The sequence below is a fragment of the Microvirga medicaginis genome, assembly GCF_052658925.1.
Map to the genome: position 1 here is coordinate 174100 of NZ_JBQWEL010000007.1, position 15168 is coordinate 189267.

The window sequence follows — 15168 nt, forward strand, 5'->3', positions numbered from 1 at the left end:
CCTGCCTCCATCGTGGCCGCTTCTTTGAACCCAGAATCCCCTATACTTCGCGGACAGAAATTTGATGTCCGACCGCGCTGAGAGGGGTCGCTCCTGAGGGTGAAAGCCGCCGCACGAATGTCGTACTCGACTGCCCTGAAGTTACAGGATGGGTGGACTCGGGCGCAAGAGTCCCCGGCCACCCCCTGTCGTTTTCCCCAAGGAAGTCACCTTGCGGAAAATCTGCCCGTGATGAGTCACTTCATTTCTCTTGAATTGACAGAGTTTCGCACCTCGTTAGAATCCCCATCGTGCCGCCCCGCTTGGGCGGCGCTTTCTTTTTAAGGCTCAAGGCCGGCCTCCAGGTGCGACCTTGGGTCACCATGTGAGGCGGAGACAACCCGTGACATCGCCATTACTGCCTGTTTTTGCACGTGCCGAGCTTTCTTTCGAGAAGGGGGAGGGCCCCTGGCTCTACGGCCGAGATGGGCAGCGATATCTCGACTTCGGGGCTGGCATCGCCGTGAATGCCCTGGGTCATGCTCACCCGCACTTGGTCAGGGCTCTGACGGAGCAGGCGTCCAAGATCTGGCACACCTCGAACCTTTATCAGATCCCCGAAGGGGAGCGGCTGGCCCAGCGGCTCGTGGAGAATACCTTCGCGGATGTGGTGTTTTTCTCCAACTCAGGTGCTGAGGCGAACGAGGCGGCCATCAAGATGGCTCGCAAGTATCATCATGCGGGCGGCCATCCCGGGCGCTTCCGCATCATCACCTTCGAAGGCGCCTTCCACGGCCGGACGCTCGCCACCATCGCCGCCGGCGGTCAGGCCAAGTACATTGAAGGCTTCGGCCCCAAGGTCGAGGGCTTCGATCAGGTCCCCCTCAATGATCTCGAAGCGCTGAAAGCCGCCATCACACCTGAGACCGCGGCCCTCATGATCGAGCCGATCCAGGGCGAAGGTGGCGTCCGCTCGGTGGACAACGCCTTCCTGCGGGAGCTGCGTGCGCTTTGCGACCAGCACGGTCTGCTGCTGATCTTCGACGAGATCCAGACCGGCGTCGGCCGCACCGGCAAGCTCTTTGCCTATGAGTGGACGGGCGTGACACCCGATATCATGTCGATCGCCAAAGGCATCGGCGGCGGCTTCCCGCTTGGCGCGTGCCTCGCCACCCGCGAAGCCGCCAGGGGCATGACCGCGGGAACCCACGGCACCACCTTCGGCGGCAATCCGCTCGCCATGGCCGTGGGCAACGCGGTGCTCGATGTGATCCTCGCTCCCGGCTTCCTGAAAGAGGTCGAGCAGAAAGGCCTTCTGCTCAAGCAGCGTCTGGCCGAGTTGAAGGACCGCCATCCGTCCATCGTCGCCGAGGTGCGCGGCTTCGGCCTCCTGATGGGCCTGCGCACCGTGGTGCCCAATACCGACTTCGTCGCCGCAGCCCGTGCCCAGAAGCTTATCCTGATTGGCGCCGGCGACAACGTGGTTCGGCTTCTGCCGCCGCTCATCATCTCGGATGCGGACATTACGGAAGCCTTCAATCGTCTGGATGCCGCCTGCACGGCCATGGAAGCTGAGCTGAAGACAACCGCTCAGCCGGGAGCAGCTCAATGAAGATCCGTCACTTTCTCGATCTCAGCGATTTCTCCGGAGCTGAGATCCGCCACATCCTGAAGATCGGATCCGAGATCAAGGCCAAGCGCCGCCGCGGTGAGCGCTCCAAGGAGCGCCCGCTCGAGGGCAAGACACTTGCCATGGTGTTCGACAAGCCCTCCACCCGCACCCGCGTCTCTTTCGATGTCGGTATGCGCGAGCTTGGCGGTGAGACGCTGATGCTCACGGGTAAGGAGATGCAGCTTGGCCGCGGCGAGAGCATCGCCGATACGGCGCGTGTTCTCTCGCGCTATGTGGACGCCATCATGATCCGCACGCTCGATCATGCCATGGTGACGGAGCTTGCGCAGTACGCCTCGATCCCTGTGATCAACGGTCTGACCAAGATGACGCATCCGTGCCAGATCATGGCCGACCTCATGACCTTCGAGGAGCATAACGGCTCCATCGAGGGGCGTACGATCGCCTGGGTGGGTGATGCCAACAACGTGCTCGCCTCCTGGGTCCACGCCGCGGGGCGCCTTGATTTCACGCTGAAGATCGCATCCCCGCCGGAACTTGCTCCGCGCCCGGAGCTTTTGTCCTGGGCAAAGCAGGAAGGAGCAAGGATCAGCGTGACGACCGACGCCTTCGAGGCGGCGGAGGGGGCCGATGCCGTCATTACCGATTGCTGGGTGTCCATGGGCGATGACGACGAGTTCCGCCGCCACAACCTGTTGAAGCCTTATCAGGTCAACAGCAAGCTGATGGGCGTGGCCACCAAGAATGCGGTCTTCATGCACTGCCTGCCGGCGCATCGCGGCGAGGAAGTGACGGATGACGTCATGGATGGTCCGCAATCCGTAGTCTTCGATGAGGCCGAGAACCGGCTTCATGCACAAAAGGGCATCCTGGCGTGGTGCCTCGGAGCAGAAAGCGCATGAGTTCACCTTCGTTCGAGGGACATGATGACGTCGTTCTGCCGTTCGCGGTGGAGCCGCTCGACGTGCGCGGGCGCGTGGTGCGCCTCGGTCCCTCCATCGATACCATCCTGACCCGTCACGGCTATCCCGACATGGTCGCGCGCGTCATCGGTGAGGCGGCTGCGCTCACCGTCATGCTCGGCGCGTCGCTGAAGCTCGAAGGACGCTTCCAGCTTCAGACCAAGTCCGATGGCATCATCGACATGGTGGTCATTGACTTCAATGCGCCGGATAAGTTGCGCGCGACGGCCCGCTTCGACAAGGAGAAGCTGGAAGCGCTCGGCTCCGCAACGCCCGGCACAGGCGAGTTGCTCGGGAACGGTTATCTCGCGATGACCATCGACCAGGGGACGGAGCGCAGCCGCTATCAGGGCGTGGTTGCGCTTGAAGGTCAGGGCTTCGAGGAGGCCGCGCACCAATATTTCCGTCAGTCGGAGCAGATCCCGACGCAGGTGCGTCTCGCCGTTGCCGAGCAGTTCGAAAACGGTCGTCACACCTATCGCGCCGGCGGCTTGATGATCCAGTTCCTGCCGTCCTCATCCGAGCGACTGCGCCAGGCCGACCTTCATCCCGGCGATATTCCGGAGGGGCATCCTTCCAACGATCTCGCCGGACCGTCCGAGGACGATGCCTGGGTCGAGGCCAAGTCGCTTCTGGCGACGGTGGAAGATCACGAACTCATCGATCCCGCGGTGTCGAGCGAGCGGCTGCTCTATCGTCTCTTCCACGAGCGCGGCGTGCGCGTGTTCGGAGGCCAGCACGTGCATGAGGAATGCACCTGCTCGTACGAGCGTATCATGGGCATGATGCGCCGCTTCTCGCCCGAGGATCGCCGCGACATGGTGGGCGACAATGGGCGTATCGGCATCACCTGCGAGTTCTGCTCGCGCTTCTATGATCTCGATCCCGCTGACGTGGAAGCCGAGATCGCGAGGACGGAAGCCCAGCACTAACATTTCGATATGCGCTCACCTCATCCTGAGGAGGATTGCGGCCTTCCTCAGGATGAGGGCAGAGCAGTTGTGAACGGTTTCAAGAAGAGGCGCAGGTTGCCGCCAAACGGCGCATGAAGGCTGCGCCTGCTTCCAGCTGGTCGAGGGTGATGTATTCATCCGCCTGATGTGCCTGATCGATGGAGCCGGGGCCGCAAACGACGGTGGGAATGCCGGCAGCTTGAAAGTGACCTGCCTCCGTTCCGAACGGCACGGTATGCGTGCGGTTCTTGCCAGCGAGACGGAGCGCCAATGTTTCCGCAAACGATCCGGGCTCCGGCGCAAGCCCGGGCACATGCGCATGGACCTTCGTTTCGATATGTCCGAAATCACCGAAGCGATTGAGGCGCTTCAAGGCAACTTCCTGCGCGAATTTTTCGAGCCTGTCCGGAATTTCGTTCGGATCCTGATTGGGCAGGCCGCGGAACTCCCAATGGAAGGTGCATGACTTCGAGATGATGTTCCGGGCGGTGCCGCCGGAGATCACGCCCACATGCACTGTGGTGTAGGGCGGATCGAAGCGCCCGCTCGTGTCGCCACGCTCCATCATCTCGTCGCCGATGCGATTGAGCTCACCGATCATCTCCGCCGCCGTCATCACGGCGCTCGCGCCGAGATAGGGCTTGGACGAATGCGCTTCCGATCCATGCACCGTCGTTGTGAAGGTCACGACGCTCTTGTGCGCGTCCACGATCTCCAGCATCGTCGGCTCGCCGACGATTACCGCTTTCGGGAGTGGCAGGTCGCGGCCCAGGCGGCGAATGGTGTCGACGACGCCAAGGCAGGTAGTCTCCTCATCATATGAGAGCATGATGTGGATCGGCGTCTTGAGATTGGCGGCCTGAAATTCCGGGATCAGTGCGAGCGCCAGGGCGTCGAAGGCTTTCATATCCACCGCGCCGCGCCCATAGGCACGCCCGTTCTCGACGCGCAGGGTGAAGGGGTCGGACGTCCAGGCCTGGCCGGCCACGGGCACGACATCGGTGTGGCCGGACAGCACAATGCCGCCCTTGTCCTGCGGGCCGATCGTGGCGTAGAGCGCGGCCTTGTCCCCGGTTTCGTTCGGCACGCGCACGTAAGGCACGTTCCAGCTCTGCAGATAGCCTTCCACGAATTCGATCAAGCTCAAGTTGGACTTCGCGCTCTCGGTATCGAACGCAACCAGCTTAGCCAGCATTTCAAGCGGCGTCAGCCGCTGACCGTTGGGGGACATGCAAACCTCAATGCAGCACGCGCTTGTTGCGCGGCATGTCGAGTGAAAAAGCGGGAATCTCGGCGTTGAAGGTCTCGCCGTTGGCGGTTTCCATCACATAGCTGCCCTGCATCGTGCCGCTCGGTGTCGTCAGAGGGCAGCCGCTGGTATAGCTGTAGCTCTCGCCGGGGCCGAGCACCGGCTCCTCGCCAACGACGCCTGCACCGCGCACTTCCTGCACACGGCCCTGCTCGTCGGTGATGCGCCAGTAGCGGGCGCGCAGCTGCACGCGCTCCAGGCTCAGGTTGATGATCTCGACTGTGTAAGCAAAGAAGTAGCGGTTTTCGTCGGGCGAGGATTCTCCCGGCAGGTAGCGGGGCATCACCGTCACGCTGATGCCGCGGGTAACGGCCTTGTACATGAGTGGTCCCTTGAAGCCAGTGGTGGAATGCTCAGTCCCCGTGGTAAGGCGGCCATGAAGCCTCGTCAATCGAGGGCTTCAAGGAGGGGCATGCTTGACGGGTGGATGGGCGCAGGATCGATCCGCGCTTGAATCGGAACGGACAGGGGCTTGCCCGTACAGGCGTCTCCGCCGATACCACAACGCTGTTGGTCTTGGGAGCCGGATTAGCCGCGGCCTTCATGCTAGCACTTGGCTTGGAGCTAGCAGCTTTCTTTCTCTTTGCTCTCAACCGCGTGCTCGATGGTTTGGACGGAGCCATCGCCCGTGCCAACCGTCCGACGGACCGGGGCGAGTTTCTCGATATCGCCTGCGATCCCGGGGTCTTCCCGGTCCTGGCCTAGGCCTTTGCCGGGTTAACCTTCATGAGCGCCTTGGGCCGGGTGGGGCTGGCCTAGCACGCATTTCGCGGCGAGAATGGTGAAACGGATTGACAATTCCGCTACACGACGTCGACAGCTAAGTTTCAAGAACCCTCGAGTAGGGGCAGGGGGCCTGGAAGAAGATCATGGTTGCGGTGAAGGACGGGATCCAATCGGCTGATGCCATCATGCGCCTTGCGGAAGCGGGCGTGATCAAACCGGAGACGCCGTTCGCCTCCGATCAGGTGCAGCCTGCAAGCCTCGATCTGAGACTGGGCCGAAAGGCCTATCGCGTCCGCGCCAGCTTCCTGCCGGGTCGCAACCATACGGTGAAGGATCGCCTGGCCCAGCTGAGCTTCCACGAAATCGACCTCACGGCCGGGGCTATCCTGGAGACAGGCAGCGTCTATATCGCCGAGCTGCAGGAAAGCCTGGCCCTGCCGGATGACCTCTCCGCCGCCGCGAACCCCAAGAGTTCGACGGGCCGCATCGACGTGTTCACCCGCGTGATCACCGACCGCAGTCAGGAGTTCGACACCATTGGAGCGGGCTATGACGGCCAACTCTATGCGGAGATCTCGCCCCGTACCTTCCCCGTCCTGGTGCGGACGGGCACCCGCCTGTCGCAGCTGCGCCTGCGCAAGGGCGAGGTGCGCTTAAGCGATGCCGAGCTCCAGGCGCTGCACGAGCGCGAACGGGTCGTCACCTCAGCCGAGCCGTCGATCCAGGACGGTGTGGCGGTGAGCGTCGATCTGGCGGGTTTCGGCTCCGACAATCTCATCGGCTACCGCGCCAAGCGCCATACGGGGCTCGTGGACGTGGACAAGCCTGGCTCCTGCCGGATCGCGGATTTCTGGGAGCCGCTTTATGCCGATGCCAGCCGGACTCTGATCCTCGATCCGGGCCAGTTCTACATCCTGGCCTCGAAGGAGGCGGTGCATGTACCGCCGGACTATGCGGCCGAGATGGTGCCCTTCGACCCGCTCGTGGGCGAGTTCCGCGTCCATTATGCCGGCTTCTTCGATCCAGGCTTCGGCCATGCCGGCGCAGGAGGGGAGGGGGCCCGCGCGGTTCTCGAGGTCCGCTCCCGCGATGTCCCCTTCATCCTGGAAGATGGGCAGATCGTTGGACGCCTCGTCTATGAGCGTATGGCCGAGCGTCCAAAGATGCTCTACGGGGCAGGGGCCGGCTCCAACTACCAAGCTCAAGGCTTGAAACTGTCGAAGCACTTCCGCTGACCCCTTGCGGAAGTGCGGCTAAGATCGATATGGTCTGGAAGAGCGCGGGCGTAGTTCAGAGGTAGAACGTCAGCTTCCCAAGCTGAATGTCGTGGGTTCGATTCCCATCGCCCGCTCCAACAAACCCCTGGCTTTCCAGGGGTTTTCTCGTTTTTGGCCTGAAGCCTCAAACCGGAATGAACCGGGAACAACCGGAAAATGTGGGGCTCACCCGACCAAGACCCCCACAATGAACCCCACACAAGCTCAACCCTGAGCCAGGGCAGATTCGAGGGTCAGAAGCCATTTGACCATCCAGTGGGAGTGGGGAGGATGGATCGGTCATACAACCAGATCGGCAAGTCGCAGGCCGACAGCAGATTGCCAGCGGGGCGCTTGCGGCAATGCCGCATCGTCCTAAAGTAAGGCGCAGCTTCCTGTGAAAAAGCCGGGAAATTTGCATTTTGCCTGCACAGGCTTGGCGGGAAATCTGACAGTTCCCATAGGGATCATGGGCGGCATCTGATGGTGGAGAGCGATAAGAAGGCCCCTTCGACTGAAGGGGAACCGACCTCACGCCGCAAATCCGCTCGGCCTTCTTTCGCAGATGCCAGCGAGGCTCGACGGCGCAACATGGCCGCGAATTCGGGCAAGAACACCAAGCCCGAACTGATCATCCGGCGAATGCTCCACCGTGCTGGCTACAGATACCGCATCCACGGCAAGGGGTTGCCGGGCCGCCCGGACATAGTTTTCCCTGGACGGCGAAAAATTATCGAAGTGCGCGGCTGTTTCTGGCACAGGCACCCTGGCTGTTCATATGCCGCGACCCCAAAAACGAGATCAGAATTCTGGACTTCCAAGTTCGAAGCCACCGTGGAACGCGACGAACGCAACCTCACTGCCCTGGAGGCATCCGGCTGGTCCGTATTAGTGCTGTGGGAATGTGAAATTAACGATGGACACCTTATAGACCGCATCAGAAGGTTTCTCGGGCCACCGGGTCACGGGCAATAGATATTTTGTTACATAGTATCGAGAGAACACTGTGGAAGTCCCAGCGCATCAGCCCTCGACCGCATCCCTGGATGGACGCAGGTCGGAGATTCTATTCAAAGATAGTGGGGTTGGACACGGCACGGTGGAGGATACCGCCGTGCTCCGAAAGATTGAGCGGCTGGCAGCGGGTGGGCAGCCCCGTGTCCTCGACCTGTTCGCGGGTGCTGGTGGCATCTCCCTTGGGTTCCAGCGAGCCGGTTTTCAGATAGCTGGCGCGGTCGAAGTCGATCCAACTGCGGCGCTGACCCATGCGCTGAACTTCCATGCCGACCACCCGGACGTGTTGGAAACCCATGCCAGGGCACGTGATATAACGCGCGTCGAACCTGATCAGCTTGCATCCGAACTCGGCCTGGGGCCGGTTGAAGATGCAGTGGACGTGCTGGTGGGCGGGCCACCCTGCCAAGCGTATGCCCGCGTTGGCCGCGCCAAGCTGAGAGAAGTTGCCGCCCACCCGGAAGCCTTCAAGGTGGACCCGCGCGGGAACCTGTTTCTTCGATATCTCGCCTATGTGGAGGCATTCCGGCCACTCGCGCTCTTGATGGAGAACGTACCGGATATTCTCCATTACGGGGGCCACAACGTTGTCGAGGAAATGGTCGAGGCCCTTGATGGACTCGGCTATTCGGCTGGCTACAGCCTTCTGAACAGCGCCTTCTATGGCGTTCCCCAAATGCGTGACCGTGTGTTCCTAATCGGCTACCGTCGCGAGCTAGGGGCCAAAGTCACGTTTCCCAAGGCAACCAATCACATGGTTCTGCCGCCCGGCTACGCGGGCACACGAGCCGTTGCGTTGCGGCATGTCGATCTTTTCAACGGCTCAGGCTACATCAGCCCCGATCTGGGTGATGAATCCCTTCCTGGGCCAGTTTCAGCGCAAGACGCCATCGGCGACCTTCCCCCAATACTTGGGACGAGTGTGAAGCGTGGTGCCAGAAAGTTCACCGAGCTTGTCAAGTATCGGACTGGCATTCGGGCCAGTGAATACCAGAAGCTGATGCGGCAGTGGCCAGGGTTCGAGTCATGTGGCGGCGTAAAGGACCACGTGATCCGATACCTGCCGCGCGATCACCTTGTTTTCGCGGAGATGCGACAGGGGGCCGAGTATCCAGAGGCCCATGCCACCGCAGTACGAATTGTGGAGCGAAAGGCCCGTGAAAGCCGCATCCGGCCCGGCACCGCTGCCTACGACAAGCTCTATGCCAGCATCGTGCCGCCCTATGATGTTTCCAAATTCCCGAACAAGTGGTGGAAGCTGAGACCTGACTGGCCGGTGCGCACCTTGATGGCTCACATCGGCAAGGACACCTACTCACACATCCACTGGGATTCGACCCAGGCAAGAACGATCTCGGTTCGGGAAGCTGCGAGGCTTCAGTCGTTTCCCGATGGATTCGTATTTCAGGGGGCCATGAACGCAGCTTTCCGGCAGATTGGAAACGCCGTTCCTCCCCTGATGGCAGGGGCAATCGCTGAGGTCATGCACAAAGTGCTCAGGGAGAGCACGATGGCATCGGTGCAGCCGAACGGGACTACTCCTCGCCGTCCGGACGTTCCACGTAAAGCTCAGGCCCCCAGGTCAAAGCGGAGATCGCAATAGAGAAGCTGTCCACCCGTACGCCCTTCGGGATGTGCTTCTCGTGTGTGTCCTTTAGGGTCTGGGCGAGGGGGCGGATGTCGTCGGATATGCGCAGCTTTCCACCGTTCTCACTGAGGTCGAATACGCGATATATCCGGTAGGGCGTCTCCCCGGCTGCTTCAACGATTTCGGCCAGCGAGAGGTGAATGGGATTTGTGAAATCACCTCCTGTTGCCTTGGCGTCGATCAGCGTCTTCGTTCCGGCTTCATTTATCTCGAAGTCGAACGGGGAGATCGCATTTTCGCTTGAAGCCCAGGTGTAGGAGTTGATCTTACCGGATGCGAGCAGGGATGCGAGATACGCATTCACAAGCCCTTCGCCGTCCTGGCCTGTTAGCTCCGTCTTGGCCTTGGATTTGGCGAATTCGGCAGGAGATACCTTCTTGCCCTTTTTGTTTTTGAGTAACTTCGTGGTTCCAGCCTCTCCACCCTGAGCCGCATCTTCGAGTGCGGCGTCCATCTCCGGATCAGCCGCAGCTACATAGATAGGATGCCCATCTGGAGCATTGGCCGTGGCTGCTGCGGCGGCGATATCGCCTGATGAAACCGCAATCATGCTCTTGTTGCCAAACAAGGCAGCGAGCGCCGTGTGAAGCGCCGCATCCTCAGGGCTTCCCTGGGCCACAATTATCAGGTCCATTCCAGTAGGTGTTACGTCACCCTTGAAGACCATGATGGCAAAATCACCCGGAACGATATCGTCATACCGGGTCGGGTCTGAGGGTGGACCGTATATGAACTCGCCATTCAGACGCCAGTTCTTGTAGGTCGCGTTCTTGATGATTTTTCGGGAAAGTTTGTGCGCTGGTTTCCCAGAAGGACCGTATAACGAGATGGCAAGCGCAATCTCGTTATTGCTCGCAGCGGCAGCGGTGCTCAGATTCGGATAAAGCTGACCCGTTAGAACGTCAGCGTTTAGGTTTATGCTCTTTTGGTTTCCGGCCCCGATTTTTCGAAACACCGCCTCAAACAGAGTGCAGTCGCTCGCGGTGAGTTTTTTTATTGCGATCCGTTCTGCCACGTCTTGCCCCCAAGCTGACATTTTTGTTTCCGCTCGAACCCTCTGATTCGAGTGTCACGCAATTACTGCCTGGGAATATCGCTGGAGGAAATAGGCATATAGAAACGAAACGACCCGCCGAAGCGGGTCGTCCAGTTACATGAAGAACTTCAGCAAAGCGACAAACCCTAAAAGGATCGCGCCAACGTCTACCTTCACCCTGATTTGGACACGGATAATTGACCGCATGGGTCAGTCCTCCGGGTCTCAGCGCGCCTCGACCCTTTGGGGTTGAGAACTGAGCGCACCATCGAACGGATTTGCCGCCGTTCATGGATGGGCATCGGCTCACCTTCCACGTTCGCGACCGCTTCCGGTGAATCCATGTCGTCCCGCGACTGATCTGGGTTGCTCCGCAGAGTCCTCGTTCGATCACGGCATGGGGGCTGCGGGGGAGGGGCCGAGACGAATCGGACACCGGCCCGCAGCGGGGTCAATGTGGAGCCTCTGTTGTGCGCTTGTCGAGGGACGAGATACGACTTTCCATGTTGTTCCCAATGTCCCCAGGTTCGGGGGCAGGAACGCCGGTCTATCTATAGGCCAAGTTCGGCAGACAGATTCCGCTGAAACAGTTCCCCATCGCGGATGTAGCGGCGCAGAACGGCGGTTGAGCGATGCCGCGTGACCTTGGCGATCACGCGCTCCTCGATGCCCTGCATGGCGGCGCTGGTGGCGAACCCAGCCCGCATCGAGTGGCCCGAGAACGCCTGGGCATCGAGACCGGCGAGCGCCGCCCGGCGCTGGACGATGCGGGCGACCGCGTTGGTCGAGAGCTTCGACCCGAGATGGCCGTGCCGAGTGACAGCACGGAATAACCGGCCCGCTTCGATCCCCGCCGCCGTGATCCACGCCTCGTAGGCTGCGACTGGGCAGGTGGCGGAGCCGGTGCGTCCGACCGCGATCACTTGCCCCTCGCCCTCCTGATCGCCTTTGGAGCGCCGGATAGTGATCCGCAAGCCTTCCGGCACAAGGGCCACGTCATCTACGGTCAGAGCTACCAGTTCCGACCGGCGCAGCGCCGCCGCGAAAGCAACGAGTAACAGTGCCCGGTCGCGCAGGTCGATGAGCTTCCCCGCGCAGGTATCGAGAACTCGACGTACCAGCGGCACCGTCAACGCTTCGGCATGACGCTGCGCCACACCTTTGGACCTCCGCAGGCCGCGCATGACATCGCGAACTGCCGGATGGCGCGTGTCCATCGGGTGCCCGGCCATGCGGTGCGCGGTGGCGATGCTCGACAAGCGCCGGGTCAGGGTCGCCATCGAAAGCTGGTTCTCGTGAGCGACGACATACAGCCCAACTGTTTCAGGGGTGGCAGGCAACGCCGCGAACCCGTGACTGGCGCACCATTCCTCAAAGTGTTTCCAGTCCGAGCGGTACGCCCGCCGGGTCGCCTCGGCCCGCGCGCCCTCGGCCAGATCGGCGGCGCGATCCGCCACCGCCGCAAGATCGACGGGGGTGGTGACAGCCCCGGTGATCGAGGGGGTAACAGCGGTCATGGCGGGCTCCTGACTTTCGATATCCTGCTTTTATCGGCCCCTAGCACGTCTGTCAATCTGATATCAGAAATCTATATTCTGATACTTGAAGTCAGTTCAGGATGAGCCTACATTCCTGATGTCCGATGCACGACATTGGATATCTGAACAGGGAGCCCATGCATGAACGCCACCACCATTTCCGAACTTCAGGCCATCGCCCAGGAGGCCCGCGCCCAGGAGGCGGCAGCCGGGAAACTGGCCACCCGAATCGAGAAACTGCTCCAAACGGCCCAGACAGCGGCGAAGTCCGCTGGATCGTCTGCTCCCGATCTCTTCAAGCGGGCGGATGGCCGGTTAACGGACGCCGGGATCGCTGCCGTCAACGCCGCTTTCGACGCCGGGGCAACCGTCACCGAGGTTGCCAAGAAATTCGGGATTCACGTCTCTGCATCATCTAACCGTAGGAAAATTTGGCTCGCTGGGAAGTCCGGGGCGGCGGCATAGATACTCTGCTATTAGCCAATCAGCGCAATACCGACGCAACATCGGCGATACTTTTGGTCAATGTATTGACAACATGCGGGCAATGTTCCATTAATATCAGGGTCGCAAGCCCAGGAGATTGCCCGCATGTCAAACGAAGTTATCGCCGTCTTTACCTTTAAATCCCGGGAACATATCCTCAGCGTTGGCGGAACCTGTTCATGGGCGCTTAACCGCGCCCATGCCCGGCAGCTTCCCTACGCTGTCTGCACGCGCAACGCTCATCACGCCCATGTCGAAGGCCATGAGCCGCACTCGTCCGCGTTCCTCATCGGTCGCGTCAAGGACATCGTGCCCTCTCCCGAGGTTCCCGGACGGTGGCTGATCACCTTCTCGGAATATGCGGAAATCGACCTCCCGAACGTCTGGAAGGGGTGGCGCAACCCGGTCCGCTACACGACCCTCGAAGAGCTTGGGATCGACCCGGCCACACTTGATTTCAAGCCGATGCCGTCCCCGGCTCCGGAGGCCGCGCCCGCCCAGGATGCCGAGGACGAGGTGGTGGAAGAAGAGGTGTTCAAGCTCACCATCGCTCAGGCGAAACTGGGCCTCGCCAATGCCTTCGGGGTGTCTCCCGACGCTATCGACATCACGATCCGGGGTTGAGCATGGCTGCCAGACCACTCGCAAGTGTTCGGTTCCGCTACCGCCGAACCGGCTCCAACGGAGCGTGGACCAGTACAAGCTGGTCCGGGCGCGTCCTCCAACAATCCGAGACGTTGGTGATGCAGGCCCTTGGGAAACTCAAGCCTGGGTGTGAGATCGAACTCGTTGAGCTTCGGTGGAAATAGGATCATCCAGTCGCTTATGTGAGGCCCGTGCAATAGCGCGGGCCTTCTCAGCCTCGGCCCGCCGCTTGTCCGCATCGGCCAGTTTCAACGCAATCTCGGCACGCAATTTATCAGCCTCCAACCTTTCGGATTCGGAGGGTTCAGGGTCACCGTACAGCGCCTGGAGCAGGTCCGACCGGCACACGTCATTCGGCGTCGAACGCTGGAGGGAACGGCGGATATCTCCCGCAATGTCGATCTCGTGCAGCCGCATATTTCACCAGAGTGCGAGTTCGAACCGGTGTTGGTCATGCACGGCACCGAATTCTACCAACGTCATCTCGACCTTGATTTCGTCGTACCAATCCTCGGTCACATCAGGGGCTGATGTGACCATGAGAAATACTGCCGGATCAACAGTTGGGTACCGTGCCGCACCGAACCGCTCCACGAAACGCGCGGCGTCTGCTGGGTTGGCACAAAGATAACCCCAGTAGGGCGTAGATTCGATGGTGGTTACCAGCCCTGGTAGCTGAATTCCGTCGGCCACATCATAGGCTTGATCGAGGGGGACGGGGTACAGTTCTATCTGGCGCATCGGCGGGCCTCCTTTGAGGTATTTATCTCGTTGGAAGCCCCGCAGCCCCAAGGCGGGAATAGTTCAACGAATTTTCGTCAACGAAAATTCGTTGAACAGCACGCCATTCAGATCGGCGGTGACAGTCTATATGGCATAGGAAAAGTGTTAAACGAGACATCGAAGGGGAGAGGATCAACCTCAATACTCGAATGATCTATGGAATCATCAACCACGTGCAAGACCTTCTCTCCCACGCTGAAGCGCATGAACTCGAAGGCATTCCTTTTGACGTGGAGCCAGGAGTAAAGGTCAGCGATCCATGACACCGGCCAGCGTTCGTAAACCCCACCAAGCTGGATCGTGCAGGCGTGCTTGTTGGCATACGAGGCCACCCGATCCAGATTGTTTTCCACCGCCCGGTCAGCACGAAACGGAACAAGGTGAGTTTGCCCTGGCACGGGCCACTGGCGTTCGAAAGCCTCCCGAACCTCGCCAATACCGAGACCCCCGAATTTCACGATGGCATGAAATGTCGGCACCCAGATTGGGCCGGTCTGGCTCATGGAACAGGGTGCGATCCCGCCCAAGAGCGCCCGACGCTTCGAACCGAGCGAAGGGATGTGTTCGACCCCAAAAGCGTCGATTTCGTACCAGCCCTTGATGGCAGCCAAATTCCACCACATGGAGTTGCGGCCACGGCGACCTGCGTTAATGCGGTTACGTGTGCCGCGATAAGCCTTGCCCGTAATGTCCTCGATCCCATCGAGGTGATCGGTGGCCCCGAGCACAACAGTCAGCAGGCCGAGATCGCTGTTGCCGGAATCGGCAAAAAACTCTCGGGTCTCGATCTGTTGCGCACGGATGTATCGCCACCGGCAGTGAGAACAGATAGGCGAACGGCACGGGTAGCGCCCCTTCCAGTCCACCCGGCAGGTGTCAAGATCGTAAAGAAGCGCCTGGGCGCTATCAGTTTTTGTTTCCAGAAGTGCAGCCCGCAACCGGGCCATCTTCTCCTTTGAGGTCAAGTTCATGGGTAACGGCAATCAATCAAACAATGCCGCTATCCTACAGGTGGAGGGATTCCGGCGTCATTATTTACGTTCAGAGGCCCATGATTTCGATCACGTTGAAGACTAGGCCGGTTTGACACTGACCATCGCCCCATCAGTCAACGTGGGCTTCGTTGAACGAAAATCTCGTTGAACAAAAAAAAGCGTTTAAAAACAGGGCTAAATCTGTCCCGATCACGAGAATATTGAA

Annotated in this window: 16 protein-coding genes and 1 tRNA gene; 10 read left to right on the forward strand and 7 right to left on the reverse strand. The window is 60.4% G+C overall.

Annotated elements, in window-relative coordinates:
- The first annotated feature begins 382 nt into the window (after window positions 1-382).
- From ACUXUR_RS11765 to ACUXUR_RS11775, 3 genes are read left to right on the forward strand one after another with little or no spacing between them, the layout of a single operon-like run.
- Entirely contained in the window at window positions 383-1591 is a 1209-nt protein-coding gene (locus ACUXUR_RS11765) for an aspartate aminotransferase family protein (protein ID WP_445502532.1), read from the forward strand.
- A complete protein-coding gene (argF, locus tag ACUXUR_RS11770) occupies window positions 1588-2514 on the forward strand; it encodes an ornithine carbamoyltransferase (protein ID WP_445502533.1) in 927 nt (308 codons plus the stop codon). Before ACUXUR_RS11765 ends, argF begins: the two co-directional genes overlap by 4 nt.
- Entirely contained in the window at window positions 2511-3506 is a 996-nt protein-coding gene (locus ACUXUR_RS11775; protein ID WP_445502534.1) for an Hsp33 family molecular chaperone, read from the forward strand. Before argF ends, ACUXUR_RS11775 begins: the two co-directional genes overlap by 4 nt.
- Before the next feature lie 79 nt (window positions 3507-3585).
- Here the strand turns inward: ACUXUR_RS11775 and argE are convergent, their stop codons facing one another.
- Both argE and apaG read right to left on the reverse strand, forming a co-directional pair.
- Window positions 3586-4758, reverse strand: coding sequence for an acetylornithine deacetylase (argE, locus tag ACUXUR_RS11780; RefSeq protein ID WP_445502535.1), 1173 nt, complete (start codon window positions 4756-4758; stop codon window positions 3586-3588).
- A 7-nt stretch (window positions 4759-4765) separates the two neighbouring features.
- Complete coding sequence (gene apaG, locus ACUXUR_RS11785; RefSeq protein ID WP_445502536.1) at window positions 4766-5158, reverse strand: Co2+/Mg2+ efflux protein ApaG; 393 nt, start codon at window positions 5156-5158, stop codon at window positions 4766-4768.
- Window positions 5159-5286: 128 nt separating this feature from the next.
- Between apaG and ACUXUR_RS11790 the strand changes: the two genes are divergently transcribed.
- The 5 genes from ACUXUR_RS11790 (at window position 5287) to ACUXUR_RS11810 (ending at window position 9435) form a co-directional block, all read left to right on the forward strand.
- On the forward strand, window positions 5287-5541 hold the full coding sequence (locus tag ACUXUR_RS11790; RefSeq protein WP_445502537.1) for a CDP-alcohol phosphatidyltransferase family protein: 255 nt from the start codon (window positions 5287-5289) through the stop codon (window positions 5539-5541).
- Window positions 5542-5705: 164 nt separating this feature from the next.
- Window positions 5706-6797, forward strand: a complete 1092-nt coding sequence (locus ACUXUR_RS11795; protein WP_445502538.1) for a 2'-deoxycytidine 5'-triphosphate deaminase — start codon at window positions 5706-5708, stop codon at window positions 6795-6797.
- A 44-nt stretch (window positions 6798-6841) separates the two neighbouring features.
- Window positions 6842-6916, forward strand: a tRNA-Gly gene (locus tag ACUXUR_RS11800).
- A gap of 385 nt (window positions 6917-7301) precedes the next feature.
- Window positions 7302-7793 (forward strand): very short patch repair endonuclease, encoded by a 492-nt coding sequence (locus ACUXUR_RS11805; protein WP_445502539.1) that lies wholly within the window; start codon window positions 7302-7304, stop codon window positions 7791-7793.
- 124 nt (window positions 7794-7917) lie between these two features.
- A complete protein-coding gene (locus ACUXUR_RS11810) occupies window positions 7918-9435 on the forward strand; it encodes a DNA cytosine methyltransferase (RefSeq protein WP_445502540.1) in 1518 nt (505 codons plus the stop codon).
- Here the strand turns inward: ACUXUR_RS11810 and ACUXUR_RS11815 are convergent.
- Both ACUXUR_RS11815 and ACUXUR_RS11820 read right to left on the reverse strand, forming a co-directional pair.
- Complete coding sequence (locus ACUXUR_RS11815) at window positions 9368-10495, reverse strand: hypothetical protein (RefSeq protein WP_445502541.1); 1128 nt, start codon at window positions 10493-10495, stop codon at window positions 9368-9370. The two genes, ACUXUR_RS11810 and ACUXUR_RS11815, sit on opposite strands and share 68 nt — an antisense overlap.
- A 572-nt stretch (window positions 10496-11067) precedes the next feature.
- On the reverse strand, window positions 11068-12033 hold the full coding sequence (locus ACUXUR_RS11820; RefSeq protein WP_445502542.1) for a site-specific integrase: 966 nt from the start codon (window positions 12031-12033) through the stop codon (window positions 11068-11070).
- Between the two features lie 162 nt (window positions 12034-12195).
- On the opposite strand from ACUXUR_RS11820, the gene ACUXUR_RS11825 reads away from it, so the two are divergent.
- Both ACUXUR_RS11825 and ACUXUR_RS11830 read left to right on the forward strand, forming a co-directional pair.
- The gene (locus ACUXUR_RS11825; protein WP_445502543.1) at window positions 12196-12519 is read left to right on the forward strand and encodes a hypothetical protein; all 324 of its coding nucleotides are present in this window, start codon (window positions 12196-12198) and stop codon (window positions 12517-12519) included.
- Window positions 12520-12645: 126 nt separating this feature from the next.
- Window positions 12646-13164, forward strand: a complete 519-nt coding sequence (locus ACUXUR_RS11830) for a hypothetical protein (RefSeq protein ID WP_445502544.1) — start codon at window positions 12646-12648, stop codon at window positions 13162-13164.
- A gap of 138 nt (window positions 13165-13302) precedes the next feature.
- Here ACUXUR_RS11830 and ACUXUR_RS11835 read toward each other — a convergent pair whose 3' ends face one another.
- From ACUXUR_RS11835 to ACUXUR_RS11845, 3 genes are all read right to left on the reverse strand, one after another.
- On the reverse strand, window positions 13303-13602 hold the full coding sequence (locus ACUXUR_RS11835; protein WP_445502545.1) for a F0F1 ATP synthase subunit epsilon: 300 nt from the start codon (window positions 13600-13602) through the stop codon (window positions 13303-13305).
- A gap of 3 nt (window positions 13603-13605) precedes the next feature.
- A complete protein-coding gene (locus ACUXUR_RS11840; protein WP_445502546.1) occupies window positions 13606-13926 on the reverse strand; it encodes a hypothetical protein in 321 nt (106 codons plus the stop codon).
- 107 nt (window positions 13927-14033) lie between these two features.
- The gene (locus ACUXUR_RS11845) at window positions 14034-14939 is read right to left on the reverse strand and encodes a hypothetical protein (protein WP_445502547.1); all 906 of its coding nucleotides are present in this window, start codon (window positions 14937-14939) and stop codon (window positions 14034-14036) included.
- Window positions 14940-15168 lie beyond the last annotated feature (229 nt).

What these genes read in the sequence shown, in the direction of transcription:
- ACUXUR_RS11825 (WP_445502543.1), top strand. Translation starts at nt 12,196, where the DNA reads ATGAACGCCACCACCATTTCCGAACTTCAGGCCATCGCCCAGGAGGCC.
- ACUXUR_RS11805 (WP_445502539.1), top strand. Translation starts at nt 7,302, where the DNA reads ATGGTGGAGAGCGATAAGAAGGCCCCTTCGACTGAAGGGGAACCGACC.
- argE (WP_445502535.1), bottom strand. Translation starts at nt 4,758, where the DNA reads ATGTCCCCCAACGGTCAGCGGCTGACGCCGCTTGAAATGCTGGCTAAG.
- ACUXUR_RS11845 (WP_445502547.1), bottom strand. Translation starts at nt 14,939, where the DNA reads ATGAACTTGACCTCAAAGGAGAAGATGGCCCGGTTGCGGGCTGCACTT.
- ACUXUR_RS11820 (WP_445502542.1), bottom strand. Translation starts at nt 12,033, where the DNA reads ATGACCGCTGTTACCCCCTCGATCACCGGGGCTGTCACCACCCCCGTC.
- argF (WP_445502533.1), top strand. Translation starts at nt 1,588, where the DNA reads ATGAAGATCCGTCACTTTCTCGATCTCAGCGATTTCTCCGGAGCTGAG.
- ACUXUR_RS11840 (WP_445502546.1), bottom strand. Translation starts at nt 13,926, where the DNA reads ATGCGCCAGATAGAACTGTACCCCGTCCCCCTCGATCAAGCCTATGAT.
- ACUXUR_RS11795 (WP_445502538.1), top strand. Translation starts at nt 5,706, where the DNA reads ATGGTTGCGGTGAAGGACGGGATCCAATCGGCTGATGCCATCATGCGC.
- ACUXUR_RS11830 (WP_445502544.1), top strand. Translation starts at nt 12,646, where the DNA reads ATGTCAAACGAAGTTATCGCCGTCTTTACCTTTAAATCCCGGGAACAT.
- ACUXUR_RS11835 (WP_445502545.1), bottom strand. Translation starts at nt 13,602, where the DNA reads ATGCGGCTGCACGAGATCGACATTGCGGGAGATATCCGCCGTTCCCTC.
- ACUXUR_RS11775 (WP_445502534.1), top strand. Translation starts at nt 2,511, where the DNA reads ATGAGTTCACCTTCGTTCGAGGGACATGATGACGTCGTTCTGCCGTTC.
- apaG (WP_445502536.1), bottom strand. Translation starts at nt 5,158, where the DNA reads ATGTACAAGGCCGTTACCCGCGGCATCAGCGTGACGGTGATGCCCCGC.